We start from the raw sequence: 15,761 nt of genomic DNA, 5'->3' as shown, positions 1-15,761 counted from the left end.
GGTTACTCCTTATCTTTCCATTGCGCCAGCAGCGCGCGCACCTGTGTGGCGTCTTCCATGGCGAGGGCCTGTTGTGCCAGTGCGCGGCAATCAGCAAGACTGAGTTCACGGATACGGGCTTTCACCGGTGGTAGAGACGGAACGCTGACGGATAGTTCATTCACCCCAAGTCCCAGCAGCAGTGGTATTGCCGTGATATCGCTGGCAATGCCACCACAGATACCGGTCCAGCGATTCCCGGCTCTGGCGCCTTCCACGGTCATGGCGATCAGGCGCAATACAGCAGGGTGCAGACTGTCGATCCGGCTGGCCAGTTTGGGGTGACCGCGATCCATGGCGAGGGTGTACTGGGTCAAGTCGTTAGTGCCGATGGAGAAAAAATCGGCTTCTCGTGCCAGCTCCCGGGCCATCAGGGCGGCAGAAGGGACTTCAATCATGATGCCCAGCTCAATGCTGCTTTCCAGTGATTGACGTTCTTCTTCGACCAATTTTCTGACCGCTCGGAATTCTTCCAGGCTGGCAATCATGGGTAACATGATGCGCAGATTGCCAACTTTCGCGCTGCGCAGAAGTGCACGAATCTGCCGACGAAGCATGGTGGGACGATTGATGCCGACACGAATCCCCCGTTCTCCCAGGAAGGGGTTCTCTTCTTCTGGTAGAGGCAGATAGGGCAGGGGTTTGTCGCCACCGACATCCAGTGTGCGGATGATGACCGGACGTTCTTTGCCCATAGCGCTGATAATATCGCTATAGATTTGCGTCTGTTCGTCTTCGTCCGGTTCGGTTGTGCGATTGAGATAAAGGAATTCGGTGCGCAGCAATCCAATACCTTCTGCGCCCAACTCTACTGCTTTTCTTGCTTCGTCCAGACCGCCAACATTGGCTGCTACTTCTATATGCGTACCATCCTGTGTAATGGCGGGTTGGGTTGTTGTTTGCAGTGCGTCCTGGTAGGTGCGTTCAGCAAGATCTTTTTGGGTCTGACACTGGCTGATTTCCTGCTCGGATGGTGATAGCAGCAGGTAACCCGCATCAGCATCCATGATGACAGTGGCGTCGTCCGGTTGTTCGTTGATACGGCTATCCATCCCGGCAAGGTAAGGAATTCCCAGGGAGCGAGAAATGATCGCGGCATGAGAGCTGGCCCCGCCTTCGAGGCTGCAGACCCCGGCTACACGATCACGATCCAGGCTGAGCAAATCTGATGGCGTAATATCCAAGTATACGGGAATGGCATTGACCGGCCAGTTTTCGGTGCCGAACGAGATGCCTGTCAATACAGACAGAACACGTTGGCCGACATCATCAATGTCAGCAGCCCGGCCGGCCAGTAGCGGGTTGTCCAGTGACTGTAGTGCGCGAACCTGCTGGTTGACGGCATCATTCCAGGCCCAGGCTGCTGAACGTCCTTTTGTAATCATGTGGTTGGCGGTTTCGGCCAGTGCCGGGTCTTCCAGCAGTTGAGCGTGGGCATTGAATATTTCGGATTGTTCCTGTTCGCCGGCTGCTGCGAGTTTAGTCACCAGCTGTCGCAAGTCATCACAGGTTGATGAAATTGCGTTGTTTAGTTGATGTTGTTCGGTCGCTATATCCGAAGCCCACTCCTGCAATTCCGGATGCTGCCGGCGAATATGGATGAGTTTGCCAATGCCGAGTCCGGGAGCGGCGCGAACACCGGATAGGCGGCGCGGATCGCTTTTTTCATTGGTCAGAAGTGGTGTTTCAGTTTCCTCGGTGGTAGATGTCTGGGTGCTTGTTGAAGCGACATCTTCCCCCAGTCCGGATTCAATGGCTGCAACGACCGAAGCGACTACATTCTTTGCGTCAACTCCCCAGGCTTTTATCGTGACATCGTCGCCCAGCCGGGTGTTAAGTTTCATCAGTTCAGTGACGCTGTCACCGCGTGCTTCGATACTATGGCAGGCCAGCTTCACGGTTGCATGGCATTGATGGCACAGCTTGGCCAGAACCGCGGATGGTCGTGCGTGAAGGCCTTCTGGGTTGGGAATGCGAACAGAGGCTTCTGCATCCGGTTCGCCCTGTGCCTGTGATGGTGTATCGGTGTCGCCGATTGATGGCGATGTGTCCAGTGTCAGCAGGCGGTCACGGCCTGCGTTGACATGACCCGATGCCGGATGGTTGATAGTCAGGCTTTCCGGCCCGGTTTGTACAATAACGGTAATGAGACTGCGTGCGTGGCAAGCGAGATAGTCTGCGTCAAACTGCAGCAGTGGCTGCCCGGCTTTTACCTTGTCACCTTCGTTCACCTGTGGGCTGAAACCTTCTCCGCGCAGTGTCACGGTATCCAGGCCAACATGCATCAGGATCTCAATGCCGCTGTCGGTTCGCAGGGTCAGTGCATGGTGAGCGGCATGCAGCTGTACAACTTCGGCATCAACCGGTGCAAGCAGGATGTTGTCGACCGGATCGATGGCAATGCCGTCACCGAGCATGCGTTCCGAAAATACCGGGTCGGGTACCTGGTCGATAGGAATGATGGGGCCGGATAGGGGGGCCAACAAGGTGATGTCATGCTGTACGGGAGGGGATGAAGGATTCAATCGTATTGCTCCGCGATAACAAGGCGTAAGGAATATCCAAGGAAGGGTTGGCGCTGTGTGAACGTTGATGTACGTCATGCGCCTGTGCTCCCTGCTGCCCACTGTAAGGATTTTGGGGGCGCTCATATTGATGCAGCTCAAATACGCAGGGTATTCGGGTGCAGAACAGGGCACCGTTCAACGTGCAATCTTGAGGTACCTGTTACCGATTTGTCATCAGACTGTAGTCTGGTATCGGTAGGGGAAACGTTCAAGGAATTGAGCGTGTATGATGCTGAGGCGGAGACGTGTTAGAAGAAGTCAGGAGCAAGAGAGGGTAAAACGAGTAACTTGCAAGATGGCAGGCCAAGAGGGAATCGAACCCCCAACCCCCGGTTTTGGAGACCGGTGCTCTACCAATTGAGCTATTGGCCTGTGAAGTGGCTGCAGTATAACACGAGAATAACGCTGCTTTTCCAGTCTTTTTTCAAAAAAAGTCTTTTTGTTTCAGTCGGTTGACAAGACTTCTTAAGGTTCATAGAATGCGTTCCATCTTCGCTGAGACAGCTTGTTCTTTGTCTTGGTTGAGAGGATGTTTGCGGGGCCATAGCTCAGCTGGGAGAGCGCTACAATGGCATTGTAGAGGTCGGCGGTTCGATCCCGCCTGGCTCCACCAAATTCTTCCTGTAAGAATTTGCGTCCCCTTCGTCTAGTGGCCTAGGACACCGCCCTTTCACGGCGGTAACAGGGGTTCGAGTCCCCTAGGGGACGCCACTTTTATACTGAGTGGTGTCATCTGCTCGAGACCGGATGTCGGTCGTTAAACAAAGAATCAGCTAAAAAGCGGGAATAGCTCAGTTGGTAGAGCACAACCTTGCCAAGGTTGGGGTCGCGAGTTCGAGTCTCGTTTCCCGCTCCAGATTAAAAAGCCGTCATCACTGATGACGGCTTTTTTGTTATCTAAAGTATTTTTTACAGTGTGGCGCCTGGCTTTAACGCCCATGCTTTGCACCAGCATTCAGGGCTGACATGCCTACCCTGGAAAAGATTGCAGCCTTTGTTCCCTTCGACGTACAGCACGCAGTTTTCACATTTCTGACCAGCCTGGTGCTTTTCCTCACTCTTCGCGTCTGCGACATTGAGGATATAACCAAAGTTTTTTGCCATCGGTTCATCAACAGACACTACCTTGTCATCCGCAAGGGAGAGTGTTGCGAGTGGAATCAGGGAAACGCCAATAGCGGTTTTTTTTTTCAGAAAATCACGTCTGCTTTGCATGTGGACTTTTCATTTTAGATTAATTACGACTAACCACGTATAAAAAGCTTCGTAAAACGACTAACTTATTGATGTTCTTTTGTATGTATTGAATTTATATTTATACATATATAAATAAATGTATAAGAACGGTTCGGGATATGTTGAGAGCTCTGGCGGAGAGGAGGGTAAGGTGTGGCTAAAACCCGACAACTGGTATGGTTCCGGACCGATATCAGGGCTGAAGATAACAAGGCGCTTTATCAGGCATCCCAGGCTGGTGATGTGGTGGGTGTTTACCTGATCCAGCCGGGTCAGTGGGCTAATCATGACGATAGTCCGAATAAATTGTTTTTCAGTCTTTCTTGTGTGGCTTCGCTTCAGCAGCGTTTGGCTAAGCTCAATATCCCTTTGCTGGTTAAAGAGGCTGTTTATTATTCTGATTCTGCAGAGTTGTTGCTCAATCTTGCACGTTCCTTGGAATGTCAGGGTATCTGGTTTAATGATGAATACGGTGTTAATGAGCAAAACAGGGACAGGAAAGTAATAGAAGCATTTGATGCCGCCGGGCTCTCTTCGCATCGTTTCACGGATGCGGTTCTGGTAGAACCTGGCCGGGTAATGACGGGAAAGGGGGAGGCTTTCAAGGTTTTCACACCCTTCAAGAAAGCCGTCTACCGGCATCTGCGTCCTGAAGACTGGATGCCGTGTCCATCACCATCAAAGCAAACGTCTCTTGATATCGCTTCAGACCCTGTTCCTGTTGATCGGTATACTCCGACGGCATCCAATATCCTTGAACGATGGGAACCTGATGAGGCGTCTGCCCATAAATGTTTAAACGATTTTATTGAATCGCGCGTTCAACGCTATGCTGAGCAGCGAGACTTTCCCGCTTTGGATGGCACAAGCAGTCTGTCACCTTGGCTGGTGGCTGGCGTGTTGTCTATTCGTCAGTGTTTTGATGCCGCCGTTTGTGCCAACAATGGTGAACTGGATAGTGGGAATGCCGGTATTACCTGTTGGTTAGGGGAGTTGGTATGGCGAGAGTTTTACAAGCATATACTGGTCGCGTTTCCCCGGGTTTCGATGCATCGTCCTTTTCAGGTTGAAACGGACAAGCTGAGCTGGCGGCATGACTCTGCTTTACAGGAAGCCTGGGAATCCGGAAAAACCGGCTTTCCCCTGGTCGATGCAGCCATGCGACAGTTGGTGGCTACGGGCTGGATGCATAACCGTTTGCGCATGGTGACCGCGATGTTCCTGTCCAAGAACCTGATGCTGGATTGGCGAATAGGCGAGCGCTTTTTCATGCGTCATCTGGTGGATGGCGATTTGGCCGCTAATAACGGGGGATGGCAGTGGTCAGCCAGTACCGGTACCGATGCGGCGCCGTATTTCAGGATGTTTAATCCTGTCAGCCAATCCGAGAAATTTGACCCGGACGGCACGTTCATTCGTACGTGGGTGCCTGAGCTGGCAGCGCTGGACAATAAAGCAATTCATCAACCGTTGAAGGGAAAGACGGGCGATTTGTTCGGCGCATTGGATTATCCGGCGCCGATTGTTGATCATTCCGCATCACGCCAGCGTGTGATAGAGGCCTTCAAAGGGTTGCGTTCATGAATGACTCTGAACATCTCGGCCGGTTTCTTGAAGTGTGGTCTGCGATAAGCGCTGACACGATTGATACGCTGGATCAGATCTACGATGAAAATATAGCCTTTTCTGATCCCTTGCATCATGTGCAGGGCTTATCGTCCTTGAGGCAGTATATCGCCAACATGTATGAGAATGTGACTGAAGTCCGTTTCTCTTTTAGTAAAACGCTGGTTGATGATGATCAGGCCTGTGTCGAGTGGGTGTTGCGTTATGCGCATCCGCGGCTGCGGGGCGGTGAGCCCATTGATATTCCCGGTTGCAGTCGACTGGAATTTACTGAAGCAGGCAAGGTGATTCGCCATCGGGATTACTTTGATGCTGGCGCTTTCCTTTACGAGCATCTGCCAATAGTGGGTTCAATTATCAGGGCGCTGAAGAGGAGGCTATCAGACGACTGATGCTTTTATGATGGACGCTAGTCGTGATGTCTGTTATTTACCGCCTTCGAGTGATGCAATTTTTGATTTTAGCGCCTCGATCTCCTGCTCGAGTGCTTCAATTTTTTCCCGGGCTTCCATCTGTTCAGTGACATCTTTCTGGATACCGATGTAATACATCAGCTGGTCATCGTCATTGAATACCGGGGTGATGCGCAGTTCGTTCCAGAACATGGATCCATCTTTACGGTAGTTGCGGACGACTTCGCACGTGGGTTGATCCTGTTTGAGCGCTTCGCGAATCCGTTGAATTGCATCCTGGCAGCGATCCTCTTTCTGCAGGAAGCGGCAATCCTGATACAGGATTTCCTCACTGCTATAGCCGGTCAGGCGTTCGAAGGCTGCATTGGTGTAAATGAGAACATTCTCATCGCCTTCGCGTTCGGCGACGACAATCCCGTCATTCGATTCATCCACCAGTTTTTCCAGCAAGGTCGGCTCAATCATTGCCTTCTCTCCCAAAAAGCGCCTTGTACAACTATGTGAATATCCAGGCCGGTTATCAAGTTTTGCGGTGGCAATACTGACGAATTTGTCAGGGATTGCTTTGCTAAACTGATATAAAGTTGTACATTGTTTTTATGATTGTACAAAAAAAAGAGGTGCTCATGGCTATTGTACCACTAGAAAAACCACAGCGTCATATAACCTTGGGTATTAGTGCTTGCCTGATGGGGCACAAGGTTCGTTATAACGGCCAACATAAGCGCTCATCTTTTTGTATGAATACATTGGCGGAATATTTCAATTTTCTGCCGGTCTGTCCGGAGGTCGGCATTGGTCTGGGGACACCAAGAGAACCTATTCGCTTGGTGGGGACGTCTGATAACTACCGTGTTGTGGGTACGGATACACCTGATCGTGACGTGACAGAACAGCTCGAAGCTTATGGGCGAGAGAAAGCACGCGAGCTCAAGGATATCAGTGGTTATATTCTCATGCAGAAATCGCCCAGCTGTGGGATGGAGCGGGTGAAGATCTACGGAGAAAATGGTATTCCATCGGGTGATAATGGACCGGGTGTGTTTGCCCGCAGCCTGATGACAGAGAATCCGTTGTTACCGGTGGAAGAGGAGGGGCGTCTGCATGACCCGATCCTGCGCGAGAATTTTTTCACCCGGGTATTTGCCTGGCACCGCTGGCAAACCGAAGTAATGCCTGACCCATCGCACAAGGCAGTGGCTGATTTCTATACGGCATACAAGTACCAGGTCATGGCCCACAGCCCGCAAAATTACACCGAACTGGGTCAATGGATTGCAAAGGGTAAAGCGGTTCCGATTGATGAACTAATGGAAACTTTCATCCATATCTTCATGGCAACGCTAGCTAAGCGTGCGACGCGGAAGTCCCATACTAACGTGATGCTACACCTGATGGGCTATCTCAAGAAGACCGTCGCAGGCAGTGAGCGTGAAGAGATTCTTAAACTCATTGAGCAGTATCGGCAGGGCGTACTGCCCCTCGTGGTACCGATGACCATGCTGAGAAACTACCTGCAACGCAGTGGTGGTGACTATATTCAACAGCAGGTTTATCTTCAGCCGCATCCTGAGGTGCTGGGTTTAAGGAACACAATATAGGCATAGTCTGTCCATTTGCTGAAGCCGTCAAACAATCAAGACCTGCTTGGGACAGGCGGTGCGTGATTCTGTAGAATCGCCCGGGATCAAAGGAAACCGCAAGTGATGACTGATAAAGAAGACGTTCTCCCTGATATCGAAGGCGCTAATTCCGCAATGTTGCCCATCCGGGAAGTGTCCCGGCTGACGGGCGTCAATGCTGTCACCCTGAGAGCGTGGGAGCGTCGCTATGGCTTGTTGAAACCTCACCGAACCCCCAAGGGGCACCGTCTTTACTCTGAAGATCATGTCAGGCAGATCCGCGCCATCACGGACTGGATAAACCGGGGTGTCTCCGTCAGTAAAGTGAGCAAGTTGCTTGAAGAGTCCGTAACCGCGCCGGAGCCGGAGGCCAGTCTTTCTGATGATGGTGTCTGGGATATCTACCAGCATCGTTTCATTGCAGCACTCAAGGCATTGAATGAAGAACGACTGGATAGTGTGTTCAATCAGGCGATGGCTGAGTACCCCGCAGATACCGTCATTCTGCGATTGTTTGGGCCGATGCTCGACAAATTGCAGAGCGCTTGGCAGGGATTGTACGGTGACCGGCTGGAAGAGCGTTTTCTGGAGAATTTCCTGAGGACGCGTATCGGATTGAAACTGTACAACGCGAACCGTCAGTCGCAGGCTGATGGTGGCTGCAGTGTCATGTTTCTTACTCTGCCTGGTGAAGTCTCAGAAATGGAGTTGCTCCTTTTATCGCTCTCTGCGGCCTCGCACGGCTGTGTCGTTCATTATCTTGGCGCCAGTATTCCCCTCATCGAAATTCCGCTGGCAGCAGAGAAACTACAGGTGGCAGCTGTCGTTTTGCAGGGGAACTCAGCGCTGGATCGAACGACCTTGTCTCGGGATTTGTTGCGTGTCGGGCAAACGCTGACCGTGCCGGTGATTGTCGCCGGTCAGAGTGCCAGAATCCATCAAAAGATACTGGTGCCAGGCGGGTTCCACCTCTTATTGCCTGGCTCTGACCAGACACTGGGATCCGTTATTCCGGATCTCTTTTCTGAAGTTCCGCAGTCAGCTTAAACCATAGGGAAGCCGGCAGCAGTGAAAGGAGTTTTAGTGGCCAGATTAATCGTTTCGGAAATGCAATTTCGAATTGGTTTCCCCTCAGGCCTTGAATGATACGTTGGCTGGCTTGCTGTGGTGTTAAGAGTACCGGCATGGCAAAGCGGTTTTTTCGGGTCAGGCGAGTGTCGACAAATCCCGGACTGATAAGTCGCAGGCGAGTACCTCGTCTGGCCAGTGTCGGGCGCATGGATTCAGCCAGATTGATTAGTGCGGCCTTGCTGGCACCGTATGCCCCTGCTCCCGGTAAGCCTCGATAGCCTGAGGGGCTGACGGTTATGAGAATCTGCTTCGGAGGCGCAGGGAAGTAGTTGAGGCACATGTCCAGCCCATTAAAGACGCTGTGTATGTTGATACGCATGACCTCCCATTCCTGCTCAGAAGAAAAGGTGTCCGGTTCCAGTGGGTCGTAAATGGCGGCGTTCAGGATGACCACGTCAGGAATGCCTTGCTGGCTGAAAATCTGGTCAGCATTGTTGTGAAGCGCTTGTAGTTGAGTCGCATCACAAGGATACCCCATTAATTGGCCTGTAGCGCTTTTGCTGGCTTTTTCGAGTTGTACAAGATTATCAGGATTTCTGGCACTCACGGCGACCCTGCATCCCTGCTGCGCAAGATCCAGAGCCAGTGCCCGGCCAATACCAGTGCTGCCGCCAATAATCCAGATATGCTGGGGTAATGCCTTTTTCTTATACATGGTTTACTCTCGCATCGACTATATTTATTATACAATAAAAATATAATGTACAAGAAAGGGCGAAGTCATGCATACCTGTGAATTTGCTGTAATCGGCGCTGGTGTGTCCGGACTGGTCTCAGCCTGGCTGCTGTCCCGACACCATGATGTTGCTCTGATTGAACAAAATCAATGGTTTGGGGGTCATACGCATACGGTGCCGGTCGATGATCCTGCTGGCCCTATGGGTATTGATACCGGCTTTATCGTCTTCAACCGCAAAAACTACCCCCATCTCTCCAGTTTTTTTGACCATCTGAATGTTGACTGCCAGGCCGTGCCCATGACTTTTTCTGCCTCAATTGGGCAGGGCGATATTGAGTATGCCGGTGATAACCTGGATACCTTGTTTGCCCAGCGCAGTAAGCTGTTCAGTCCTTCCCACTGGCGGATGATTGCCGATATTCTCAAGTTCAATGCCAGGGCCCGTGAGGACCTGTCTTCCGGTATTGAGCCTGATTTGTCGCTGAGGGACTACCTGAACCAGTTGCGGTTGGGGGAGGGGATTCGTGATCACTACCTGCTGCCGATGGCTGCGGCGATCTGGTCTTGCCCGTTGGCTACCATGCTGGAATTTCCTGCCGCCAGTTTCCTGCGTTTCTTTGCCAATCATGGGCTGCTATCCGTGTCTGATCGCCCACAATGGTATTCCGTCAAGGGCGGCAGTCAGGCCTATGTTCAGGCGCTTCTGGCGCAGCTGACGGGGCCCCGTTTCAGTGATTCTCCCGTGGAGCGGGTCGAGCATGATGGTCAGGTTTACCGTATTCATACCGCGAGTGGAAACCAGATCCTCGCAGAGAACGTTGTCTTCGGCTGCCATGCTGACGAGGCGCTGGCCTTGTTGGGCAAAAGGGCGACCGAGGATGAACAGGCGTTGTTGTCATGTTTTCGCTACCAGGAGAATACTGCCTGGCTGCACACCGATGAACGTCTGATGCCTGAACGCCGCAAGGTGTGGTCATCCTGGAACTACCTGGCTGATTACCGGCTGGCAGGGCGCCCGGTTTCAGTAACCTATTGGATGAATATCCTGCAGAAACTCCCTGAAGGCGCAAAGAATTATCTGGTCAGTCTGAACCCTTTGTCAGAGCCGGCTAAGAATAAAGTCATCAAGCGAATTACCTGGCATCATCCGGTTTTTGACCGAGAGGCCATACGCGCACAATCATCGCTGAAAGACCTGCAGGGAAAAAATAACCGCTGGTTCTGCGGCAGTTATTTTGGTTATGGATTCCACGAAGACGGTATCCGGTCTGCGGTTGAGCTCTGCAATCGCCTGGGTATTAAAGCGCCTTGGCAGGTGGTGATATGAGCCAGCCCGTGAGTGTGTTCGCTGGCGAGGTCATGCACCGGCGTTTATTTCCGGTGGAATACCGTTTTTCTTACCGGGTATTCAGCGTTGCCATTGATTTGATGCAGCTGGATCATCTGGGCCGGCAAAATCCTCTGTTGTCGTTGAACCGTTTTAATCTGTTGTCCTTTTATACCCGTGATCATGGTGCGGGGGATAGCAAGGGTTTAATAGCCTGGGCAAACGAAACACTACGCCAGGCAGGGCTGCAGGAAGTACCGGCAAAGATTACGTTGTTCTGCTTTCCCCGCGTACTCGGTTATACCTTCAATCCGATGTCACACTGGTATTGTGAAAACGACGATGGGCAATTAATTGCCATTATTCTCGAAGTCCGCAATACCTTCGGTGAACGGCACCCCTATGTTGTGCATGACAAAGGACGTCCATTGCCTCAGGCGGTACGATTCCAGCGAGAAAAGGTTTTTCATGTATCGCCATTTATTGGCATGGATGCCTGTTATCACTTCACCCTGAGAAAAGCCGGAACACGACAGTTCACTGCAATCAACGAGTATTCCGACGGCAAGCTGATGCTTGTCGCAACCCAAAACACCAAAGCAATCCCCCTGACCACCGGGCGGCTCCTGAAGCTTATGGCCCGGATGCCGTTTATGACCCTTAAAGTGATGGTCATGATCCACTGGCACGCTTTAAAGATCTGGTTACGGGGCGCCACGTTTTACACTCATCCGGGAGAAACCAAGTCATGATGCCTGATCAGGATGTGGGCAGTAGCCTCAGTCTGCCATTTATTATGCGACAACTTATTGGCCATCTTGACAAGGCTAACCAGGGTAAGTTGTTGATTGAAGCCGGTGAACAGCATAGCTATCAGGTGACAGGCGAGAAAACCGGAGAAGTGGCTGACTTGCGGCTCAATGATGGTGCTGCCATCGTCAAAGCTCTGCTAGTGGCCGGTGAAATTGGCTTTGCCAGGAGCTATCTGCAGGGGCATTGGGACACCTCAGACCTGACAAGGCTGTTTTGCTGGTTTGCGGATAATGAAACCGCCTTGAAGCCATCTGCAGGGTTGGGCTTGCCTGGACGTCTGATGCAGCGCTTTCAGCATTGGGGAGCCCGAAATTCTCTGAGAGGCAGTCGTCGAAATATCGCCGCCCATTATGATCTGGGTAATGATTTTTACCGGTTATGGCTGGATCCTTCCATGACCTATTCATCGGGCATTTTTACATCCGATGACCATGACCTTGAGCGAGCGCAGACGCGAAAATATGCCCGCTTGCTGGAGTCGATGGATGCCACCCCGGGGGATCATATTCTTGAAATCGGCTGTGGTTGGGGGGGATTTGCAGAATATGCCGCCCGCCAGGGGTACCGTGTCACGGGGATTACATTGTCCCGCGAGCAATTGGCATTTGCACAAGCGCGCATTGAGCGGGCAGGTCTTGCCGATTTGGTCAGCTTTGAACTCAGGGACTACCGGAAGCTCGATGGCACTTGGGATCATATTGTGTCGATTGAGATGTTCGAGGCGGTCGGAGAAGCTTGGTGGCCGACCTATTTTAACGTCGTTAAGCGTTGCTTGCGCTCCGGTGGGCGGGCAGCATTGCAGATCATTACCATTGATGAAGCACGGTTTGAGCAGTATCGTCGCAATCCGGACTTCATCCAGCTCTTTGTGTTTCCCGGCGGGATGTTGCCTACCGTATCGCATCTTCATGCATTGGCGGCCGGTCAGGGGCTGGAAGTGGCGAGTTCGGATCAGTACGGTCATGACTATGCCAGGACACTTTCACTTTGGCATCAGCGCTTTAACGCTGTGCAGGATGACGTTGTTGCACAGGGCTTTGATCCTTATTTCATGCGACTCTGGCGCTACTACCTGGCGTATTGTGAGGCGGGTTTTCTCAAGGGCACGGTTGATCTGGTGCAACTCCGGCTCGACGGGTAGTGTTTTCCTCTCAATTTTTTTATCGCGTCAATAGTTAAAAAAAGCCCGATCATTTGATCGGGCAGTACCTAACGGTTTTTATCTTGTTACTTCTTTGCACGTTTTTTGGTGTTATACGAACAGCCACCCCGTATAGCTATTACAGGGTGTGCTTGTGCAGGTGCATGGAACCTTCAAAGGGATTATCAATGGAGGAACTCTCACCACAAACGTGCCGGTCTGGAAACTGTTGATTGAGCTTCTCCAGGAAACTTTGTTCCTGATGGGGCGTAACATCCACCATCACCAGGCATTGGCCCGCGGCAAGCTGATCATGGTAGGGATCCAGCCGATAATTGTCGCAGGAGGCGCCAATCATCCCTCCGACCCATGTGCAGAATCCCAGCGTGACCAGCCCGGCAAATATCGTCACGATCAAAGCAATCTCCTGCCCGTAGAGGAGGTTGTACAAGCTGAAACTCACCAGTGCGCTGGCAATGAAGCCGATCATCAGTCCCCGTTCGCCGGAGTGAATGATATCTACCTCTTCCAATAAGGTGGTGCTATGCAGGTGCCTTTCCTCCAGTGCCTGGGGATGCTTGTAGGTCACATGCGTGCGTTCATAGGCTATGCCAAGGGTTTCCATGTAATGGGTTATTGCCTCGGCCTCATCAATATCCTTCACCAGAAAATGCAGTTGTTTCATTACCAGACTCCTTGTCTATAATTATACATATAATTAATTATGTACAATAAACATATTCTTGTTAGATGAAAATGAATCTTTAATACCGTTCTGAAAGAGGTAAGTGGCATTTTAAGAAGCAGGGCACAGTAAGCATAAAAACGGTTTTTTAGTGCAAATGGATCAATGCCTGCGGGTCAGGAAGGAGTTCTGAGCATGTTGGATCATCTTGCAGGGTTATTCGCCCACCCTCATGAAGAATGGGAAGACATAGACCGTGAAATCGAGCGCCATGGCCATGGATACCTGTCCCATTTGGTGGTCCTGGCGGCCTTGCCAGGTCTCTGTATGTGGTATGGCACCAGTGTTACCGGCTGGTCTACCGGGCTTGATACCATCCGGCTGGAGTCGATGAGTGCGTTTCTTCTGGGGATTGCCGCCTGGTTGGGCATTATCTGCGCGGTGACAATCATGGGGCTGTTCATTCACTGGTTGGCCAGGACTTATGGGTGTGATCCTTCCTGGAGCCGTTGTGTCATATTTGCCGCTTATACGGCCACACCACTCTATCTGACCGGCTTTTTGGGGCTGTTCCCCTCAATTCCCCTGGCCTTGTTTGGCATTCTGGCGGCGATTGCCTATGCGGTTTACCTGCTGTATGCAGGCTTGCCTCATATCATGCATATACCGTTTGAACAGGGCTTCATGATGGCAACCTTGATCGTTGCGGTCGGACTCGTGGTGCTGGTTTCCATGAAAGTGATGACCATCGTGCTGTGGGACATGGGGTTGGGTTCGATCTTCAGTCTTGGATAACACCATTGTGAGCCGGCCATGGCTGCCGGCTCATTCATTCAATCCCTGGGCTTTTGAACGGTATAGATGAGTTGATCGACAGGAAATTCTTCAGCTTCCAGTATGGCGATTGCCTTTGCGACGGTTTCGTCTGGTAATGTGGGGGTTCTGCTTAGTAGCCAGGCATAGTCACGGTCAGGCTCTCCCACCACGACATACTGGTAGTCATCATCCAGTGCAATGACCCAGTAATCTCCCCAGAACGGCCGGATGCCCAGAACATTGAAAAAGCTGACTTCCAGACGCGAGTTCTCCGGCGGGTTGGTGCTTCTGGCCAATCCCTGTGCGCTCTGGATTTTCCCGTCCTTGTTCTCACACTGGTTCAGTACATCAATATCGCCGTCTTCCCGAAGGGTGTAAGTTGCCATGACATTGGCAACACACTTGCGCTGAAAGACGTTGGGTAGCCGGGCAATTTCATACCACTGGCCCGCATACCGGTTGAGATCAACCTGGGGAACGGTGGTCAGGGGTTGGGCCAGGGCATATCCCGTGGATAGGTACAGGCAGAGCGTCAGTATCAGGCGTTGCATACAGATGACTCCTGTGCGGCATCAAGGAATTGAATGAGATCCCGGGCACTTTGTTCAGGAATCTCTTCCATCGGCATGTGCCCAACGTTTGGATAGACGATTAGCTCACTGCCCGGAATGGCCTGATGGTATTTTGGTGCATGACGTACAGGAATCCAGTGGTCTTGATCGCCCCACATAATGAGCGTGGGCATGGTAAGCAGTTGGGTACGTGAAGTATCAAAACCGACGCAGTTACGGATATGCCGGATCAGTCGGCCACCGGCAGCCCGGTTGCCATCCCGATGCAGCAGTTCGTTATAGCGTCTAATTTCATCAGAAGTGGCTTTGCTTGGATCAGCATAAGCTCGGCGTACCAGTGAAGCGAACAGGCCGTAAGGCGCTTCCGTATAATCTGCAATACGACCCAGCAGCGGCATGCCCCAGGCAATCAATGCGGCTGGCGGGATGAAAAAGTAACCGGCGGCATTCAGCATCACCAGCCTGTTAACGCGTTGCGGGTAGCGAGAGGCGTACTGGTAGGCAAAATAACCACCCAGTGAGTTGCCGGCTAAATGGAAACGCTCAAGTTTTAACGTGGTCACAAAATTTTCAAGAAACTGCATGTAGGTCTGATCATCGACCTTGCTGTTGGGGAAGGGGCCTGTCAGGCCAAAGTTCGGTACATCAATACGGATGATGCGATACCTGTCCTGTAGCAGATTAACCCACTTTTCCCAGGTATGCAGGGAAGAAAACAGTCCGTGGAGGAGGATCAGCACCGGGCCTTCTCCTTCATCCCGATAGTGAACCTTGAGTCCATTAACCTCGACAAATCGTGAAGGTGGTTGCGACCAGTGTGACAGTGACGCCACTGTCTGTTGTCGTGCACGGCCTTTGATAAGGACAATGGTAATCAGTATTCCGATAGTTAGAACAACCATCAGAAAAACGGTTAAAAACCCCTCGGAAAACATGCGGCAGGATTCCTTTGCTTGTTTGGTCTGTTGCCGGTGATCATAGGCTGTTCCCCCGGCAATAACCATGGCCCGGGTCGACATTTTCTTACTGAATTATGTCAGAAAAGCCGGTGCTGTGGCCGCTGCGAATGGGATGTGATTTCGATCGGTAGTACT

The 15,761-nt window shown here is 51.7% G+C and carries 15 protein-coding genes and 4 tRNA genes; 11 read left to right on the top strand and 8 right to left on the bottom strand.

Annotated elements, in window-relative coordinates; all coding sequences use genetic code 11:
- Positions 1 to 2 precede the first annotated feature (2 nt).
- Positions 3 to 2,564 (bottom strand): phosphoenolpyruvate--protein phosphotransferase, encoded by a 2,562-nt coding sequence (gene ptsP / locus ABD892_RS01520; protein WP_345193125.1) that lies wholly within the window; start codon positions 2,562 to 2,564, stop codon positions 3 to 5.
- A gap of 338 nt (positions 2,565 to 2,902) precedes the next feature.
- Positions 2,903 to 2,978 (bottom strand) — tRNA-Trp (locus ABD892_RS01515).
- Between the two features lie 165 nt (positions 2,979 to 3,143).
- Between ABD892_RS01515 and ABD892_RS01510 the strand changes: the two genes are divergently transcribed.
- From ABD892_RS01510 to ABD892_RS01500, 3 genes are all read left to right on the top strand, one after another.
- A tRNA-Ala gene (locus ABD892_RS01510) sits at positions 3,144 to 3,219 on the top strand.
- Positions 3,220 to 3,241: 22 nt separating this feature from the next.
- Positions 3,242 to 3,317, top strand: a tRNA-Glu gene (locus ABD892_RS01505).
- Positions 3,318 to 3,386: 69 nt separating this feature from the next.
- Positions 3,387 to 3,462 (top strand) — tRNA-Gly (locus ABD892_RS01500).
- Positions 3,463 to 3,515: 53 nt separating this feature from the next.
- Here the strand turns inward: ABD892_RS01500 and ABD892_RS01495 are convergent.
- Positions 3,516 to 3,821 (bottom strand): high-potential iron-sulfur protein, encoded by a 306-nt coding sequence (locus tag ABD892_RS01495; RefSeq protein ID WP_345193122.1) that lies wholly within the window; start codon positions 3,819 to 3,821, stop codon positions 3,516 to 3,518.
- A gap of 174 nt (positions 3,822 to 3,995) precedes the next feature.
- Between ABD892_RS01495 and phrB the strand changes: the two genes are divergently transcribed.
- Positions 3,996 to 5,426, top strand: a complete 1,431-nt coding sequence (phrB, locus tag ABD892_RS01490; RefSeq protein ID WP_345193120.1) for a deoxyribodipyrimidine photo-lyase — start codon at positions 3,996 to 3,998, stop codon at positions 5,424 to 5,426.
- The gene (locus ABD892_RS01485) at positions 5,423 to 5,860 is read left to right on the top strand and encodes a nuclear transport factor 2 family protein (RefSeq protein ID WP_345193118.1); all 438 of its coding nucleotides are present in this window, start codon (positions 5,423 to 5,425) and stop codon (positions 5,858 to 5,860) included. Before phrB ends, ABD892_RS01485 begins: the two co-directional genes overlap by 4 nt.
- A 33-nt stretch (positions 5,861 to 5,893) precedes the next feature.
- Here ABD892_RS01485 and ABD892_RS01480 read toward each other — a convergent pair whose 3' ends face one another.
- Positions 5,894 to 6,346 carry a PAS domain S-box protein gene (locus ABD892_RS01480; RefSeq protein WP_345193116.1) on the bottom strand — a complete coding sequence of 151 codons (453 nt, stop codon included), beginning with the start codon at positions 6,344 to 6,346 and terminating at the stop codon, positions 5,894 to 5,896.
- Positions 6,347 to 6,507: 161 nt separating this feature from the next.
- Here ABD892_RS01480 and ABD892_RS01475 point away from each other — a divergent pair, with 161 nt between their 5' ends.
- Positions 6,508 to 7,482, top strand: coding sequence for a YbgA family protein (locus ABD892_RS01475; RefSeq protein ID WP_345193114.1), 975 nt, complete (start codon positions 6,508 to 6,510; stop codon positions 7,480 to 7,482).
- A 105-nt stretch (positions 7,483 to 7,587) separates the two neighbouring features.
- Positions 7,588 to 8,550, top strand: a complete 963-nt coding sequence (locus ABD892_RS01470; RefSeq protein ID WP_345193112.1) for a MerR family transcriptional regulator — start codon at positions 7,588 to 7,590, stop codon at positions 8,548 to 8,550.
- On the opposite strand, the gene ABD892_RS01465 is transcribed toward ABD892_RS01470, so the two are convergent.
- Positions 8,510 to 9,289 carry an SDR family NAD(P)-dependent oxidoreductase gene (locus ABD892_RS01465; RefSeq protein WP_345193109.1) on the bottom strand — a complete coding sequence of 260 codons (780 nt, stop codon included), beginning with the start codon at positions 9,287 to 9,289 and terminating at the stop codon, positions 8,510 to 8,512. The genes ABD892_RS01470 and ABD892_RS01465 overlap by 41 nt on opposite strands.
- Positions 9,290 to 9,356: 67 nt before the next feature.
- Between ABD892_RS01465 and ABD892_RS01460 the strand changes: the two genes are divergently transcribed.
- From ABD892_RS01460 to ABD892_RS01450, 3 genes are read left to right on the top strand one after another with little or no spacing between them, the layout of a single operon-like run.
- On the top strand, positions 9,357 to 10,640 hold the full coding sequence (locus ABD892_RS01460) for an NAD(P)/FAD-dependent oxidoreductase (protein ID WP_345193107.1): 1,284 nt from the start codon (positions 9,357 to 9,359) through the stop codon (positions 10,638 to 10,640).
- Positions 10,637 to 11,392 carry a DUF1365 domain-containing protein gene (locus ABD892_RS01455; protein WP_345193105.1) on the top strand — a complete coding sequence of 252 codons (756 nt, stop codon included), beginning with the start codon at positions 10,637 to 10,639 and terminating at the stop codon, positions 11,390 to 11,392. The genes ABD892_RS01460 and ABD892_RS01455 overlap by 4 nt, the downstream gene beginning before the upstream one ends.
- Complete coding sequence (locus ABD892_RS01450; protein WP_345193103.1) at positions 11,389 to 12,594, top strand: class I SAM-dependent methyltransferase; 1,206 nt, start codon at positions 11,389 to 11,391, stop codon at positions 12,592 to 12,594. The genes ABD892_RS01455 and ABD892_RS01450 overlap by 4 nt, the downstream gene beginning before the upstream one ends.
- A gap of 139 nt (positions 12,595 to 12,733) precedes the next feature.
- Here the strand turns inward: ABD892_RS01450 and ABD892_RS01445 are convergent, their stop codons facing one another.
- Entirely contained in the window at positions 12,734 to 13,279 is a 546-nt protein-coding gene (locus ABD892_RS01445) for a hypothetical protein (RefSeq protein WP_345193101.1), read from the bottom strand.
- A 195-nt stretch (positions 13,280 to 13,474) separates the two neighbouring features.
- Here ABD892_RS01445 and ABD892_RS01440 point away from each other — a divergent pair, with 195 nt between their 5' ends.
- Positions 13,475 to 14,074 (top strand): Yip1 family protein, encoded by a 600-nt coding sequence (locus ABD892_RS01440; RefSeq protein WP_345193098.1) that lies wholly within the window; start codon positions 13,475 to 13,477, stop codon positions 14,072 to 14,074.
- 38 nt (positions 14,075 to 14,112) lie between these two features.
- Here the strand turns inward: ABD892_RS01440 and ABD892_RS01435 are convergent, their stop codons facing one another.
- Complete coding sequence (locus tag ABD892_RS01435; RefSeq protein WP_345193096.1) at positions 14,113 to 14,646, bottom strand: lipocalin family protein; 534 nt, start codon at positions 14,644 to 14,646, stop codon at positions 14,113 to 14,115.
- Entirely contained in the window at positions 14,634 to 15,686 is a 1,053-nt protein-coding gene (locus tag ABD892_RS01430; protein ID WP_345193094.1) for an alpha/beta fold hydrolase, read from the bottom strand. The genes ABD892_RS01435 and ABD892_RS01430 overlap by 13 nt, the downstream gene beginning before the upstream one ends.
- Positions 15,687 to 15,761: the final 75 nt, after the last annotated feature.

Origin of the sequence: Kistimonas scapharcae, from assembly GCF_039540975.1 — a bacterium.
GTDB classification, from domain to species: Bacteria; Pseudomonadota; Gammaproteobacteria; order Pseudomonadales; family Endozoicomonadaceae; genus Kistimonas; species Kistimonas scapharcae.
Note: the sequence above shows the minus strand (reverse complement) of the source record. Positions and strands in the feature narration are given on the sequence as shown.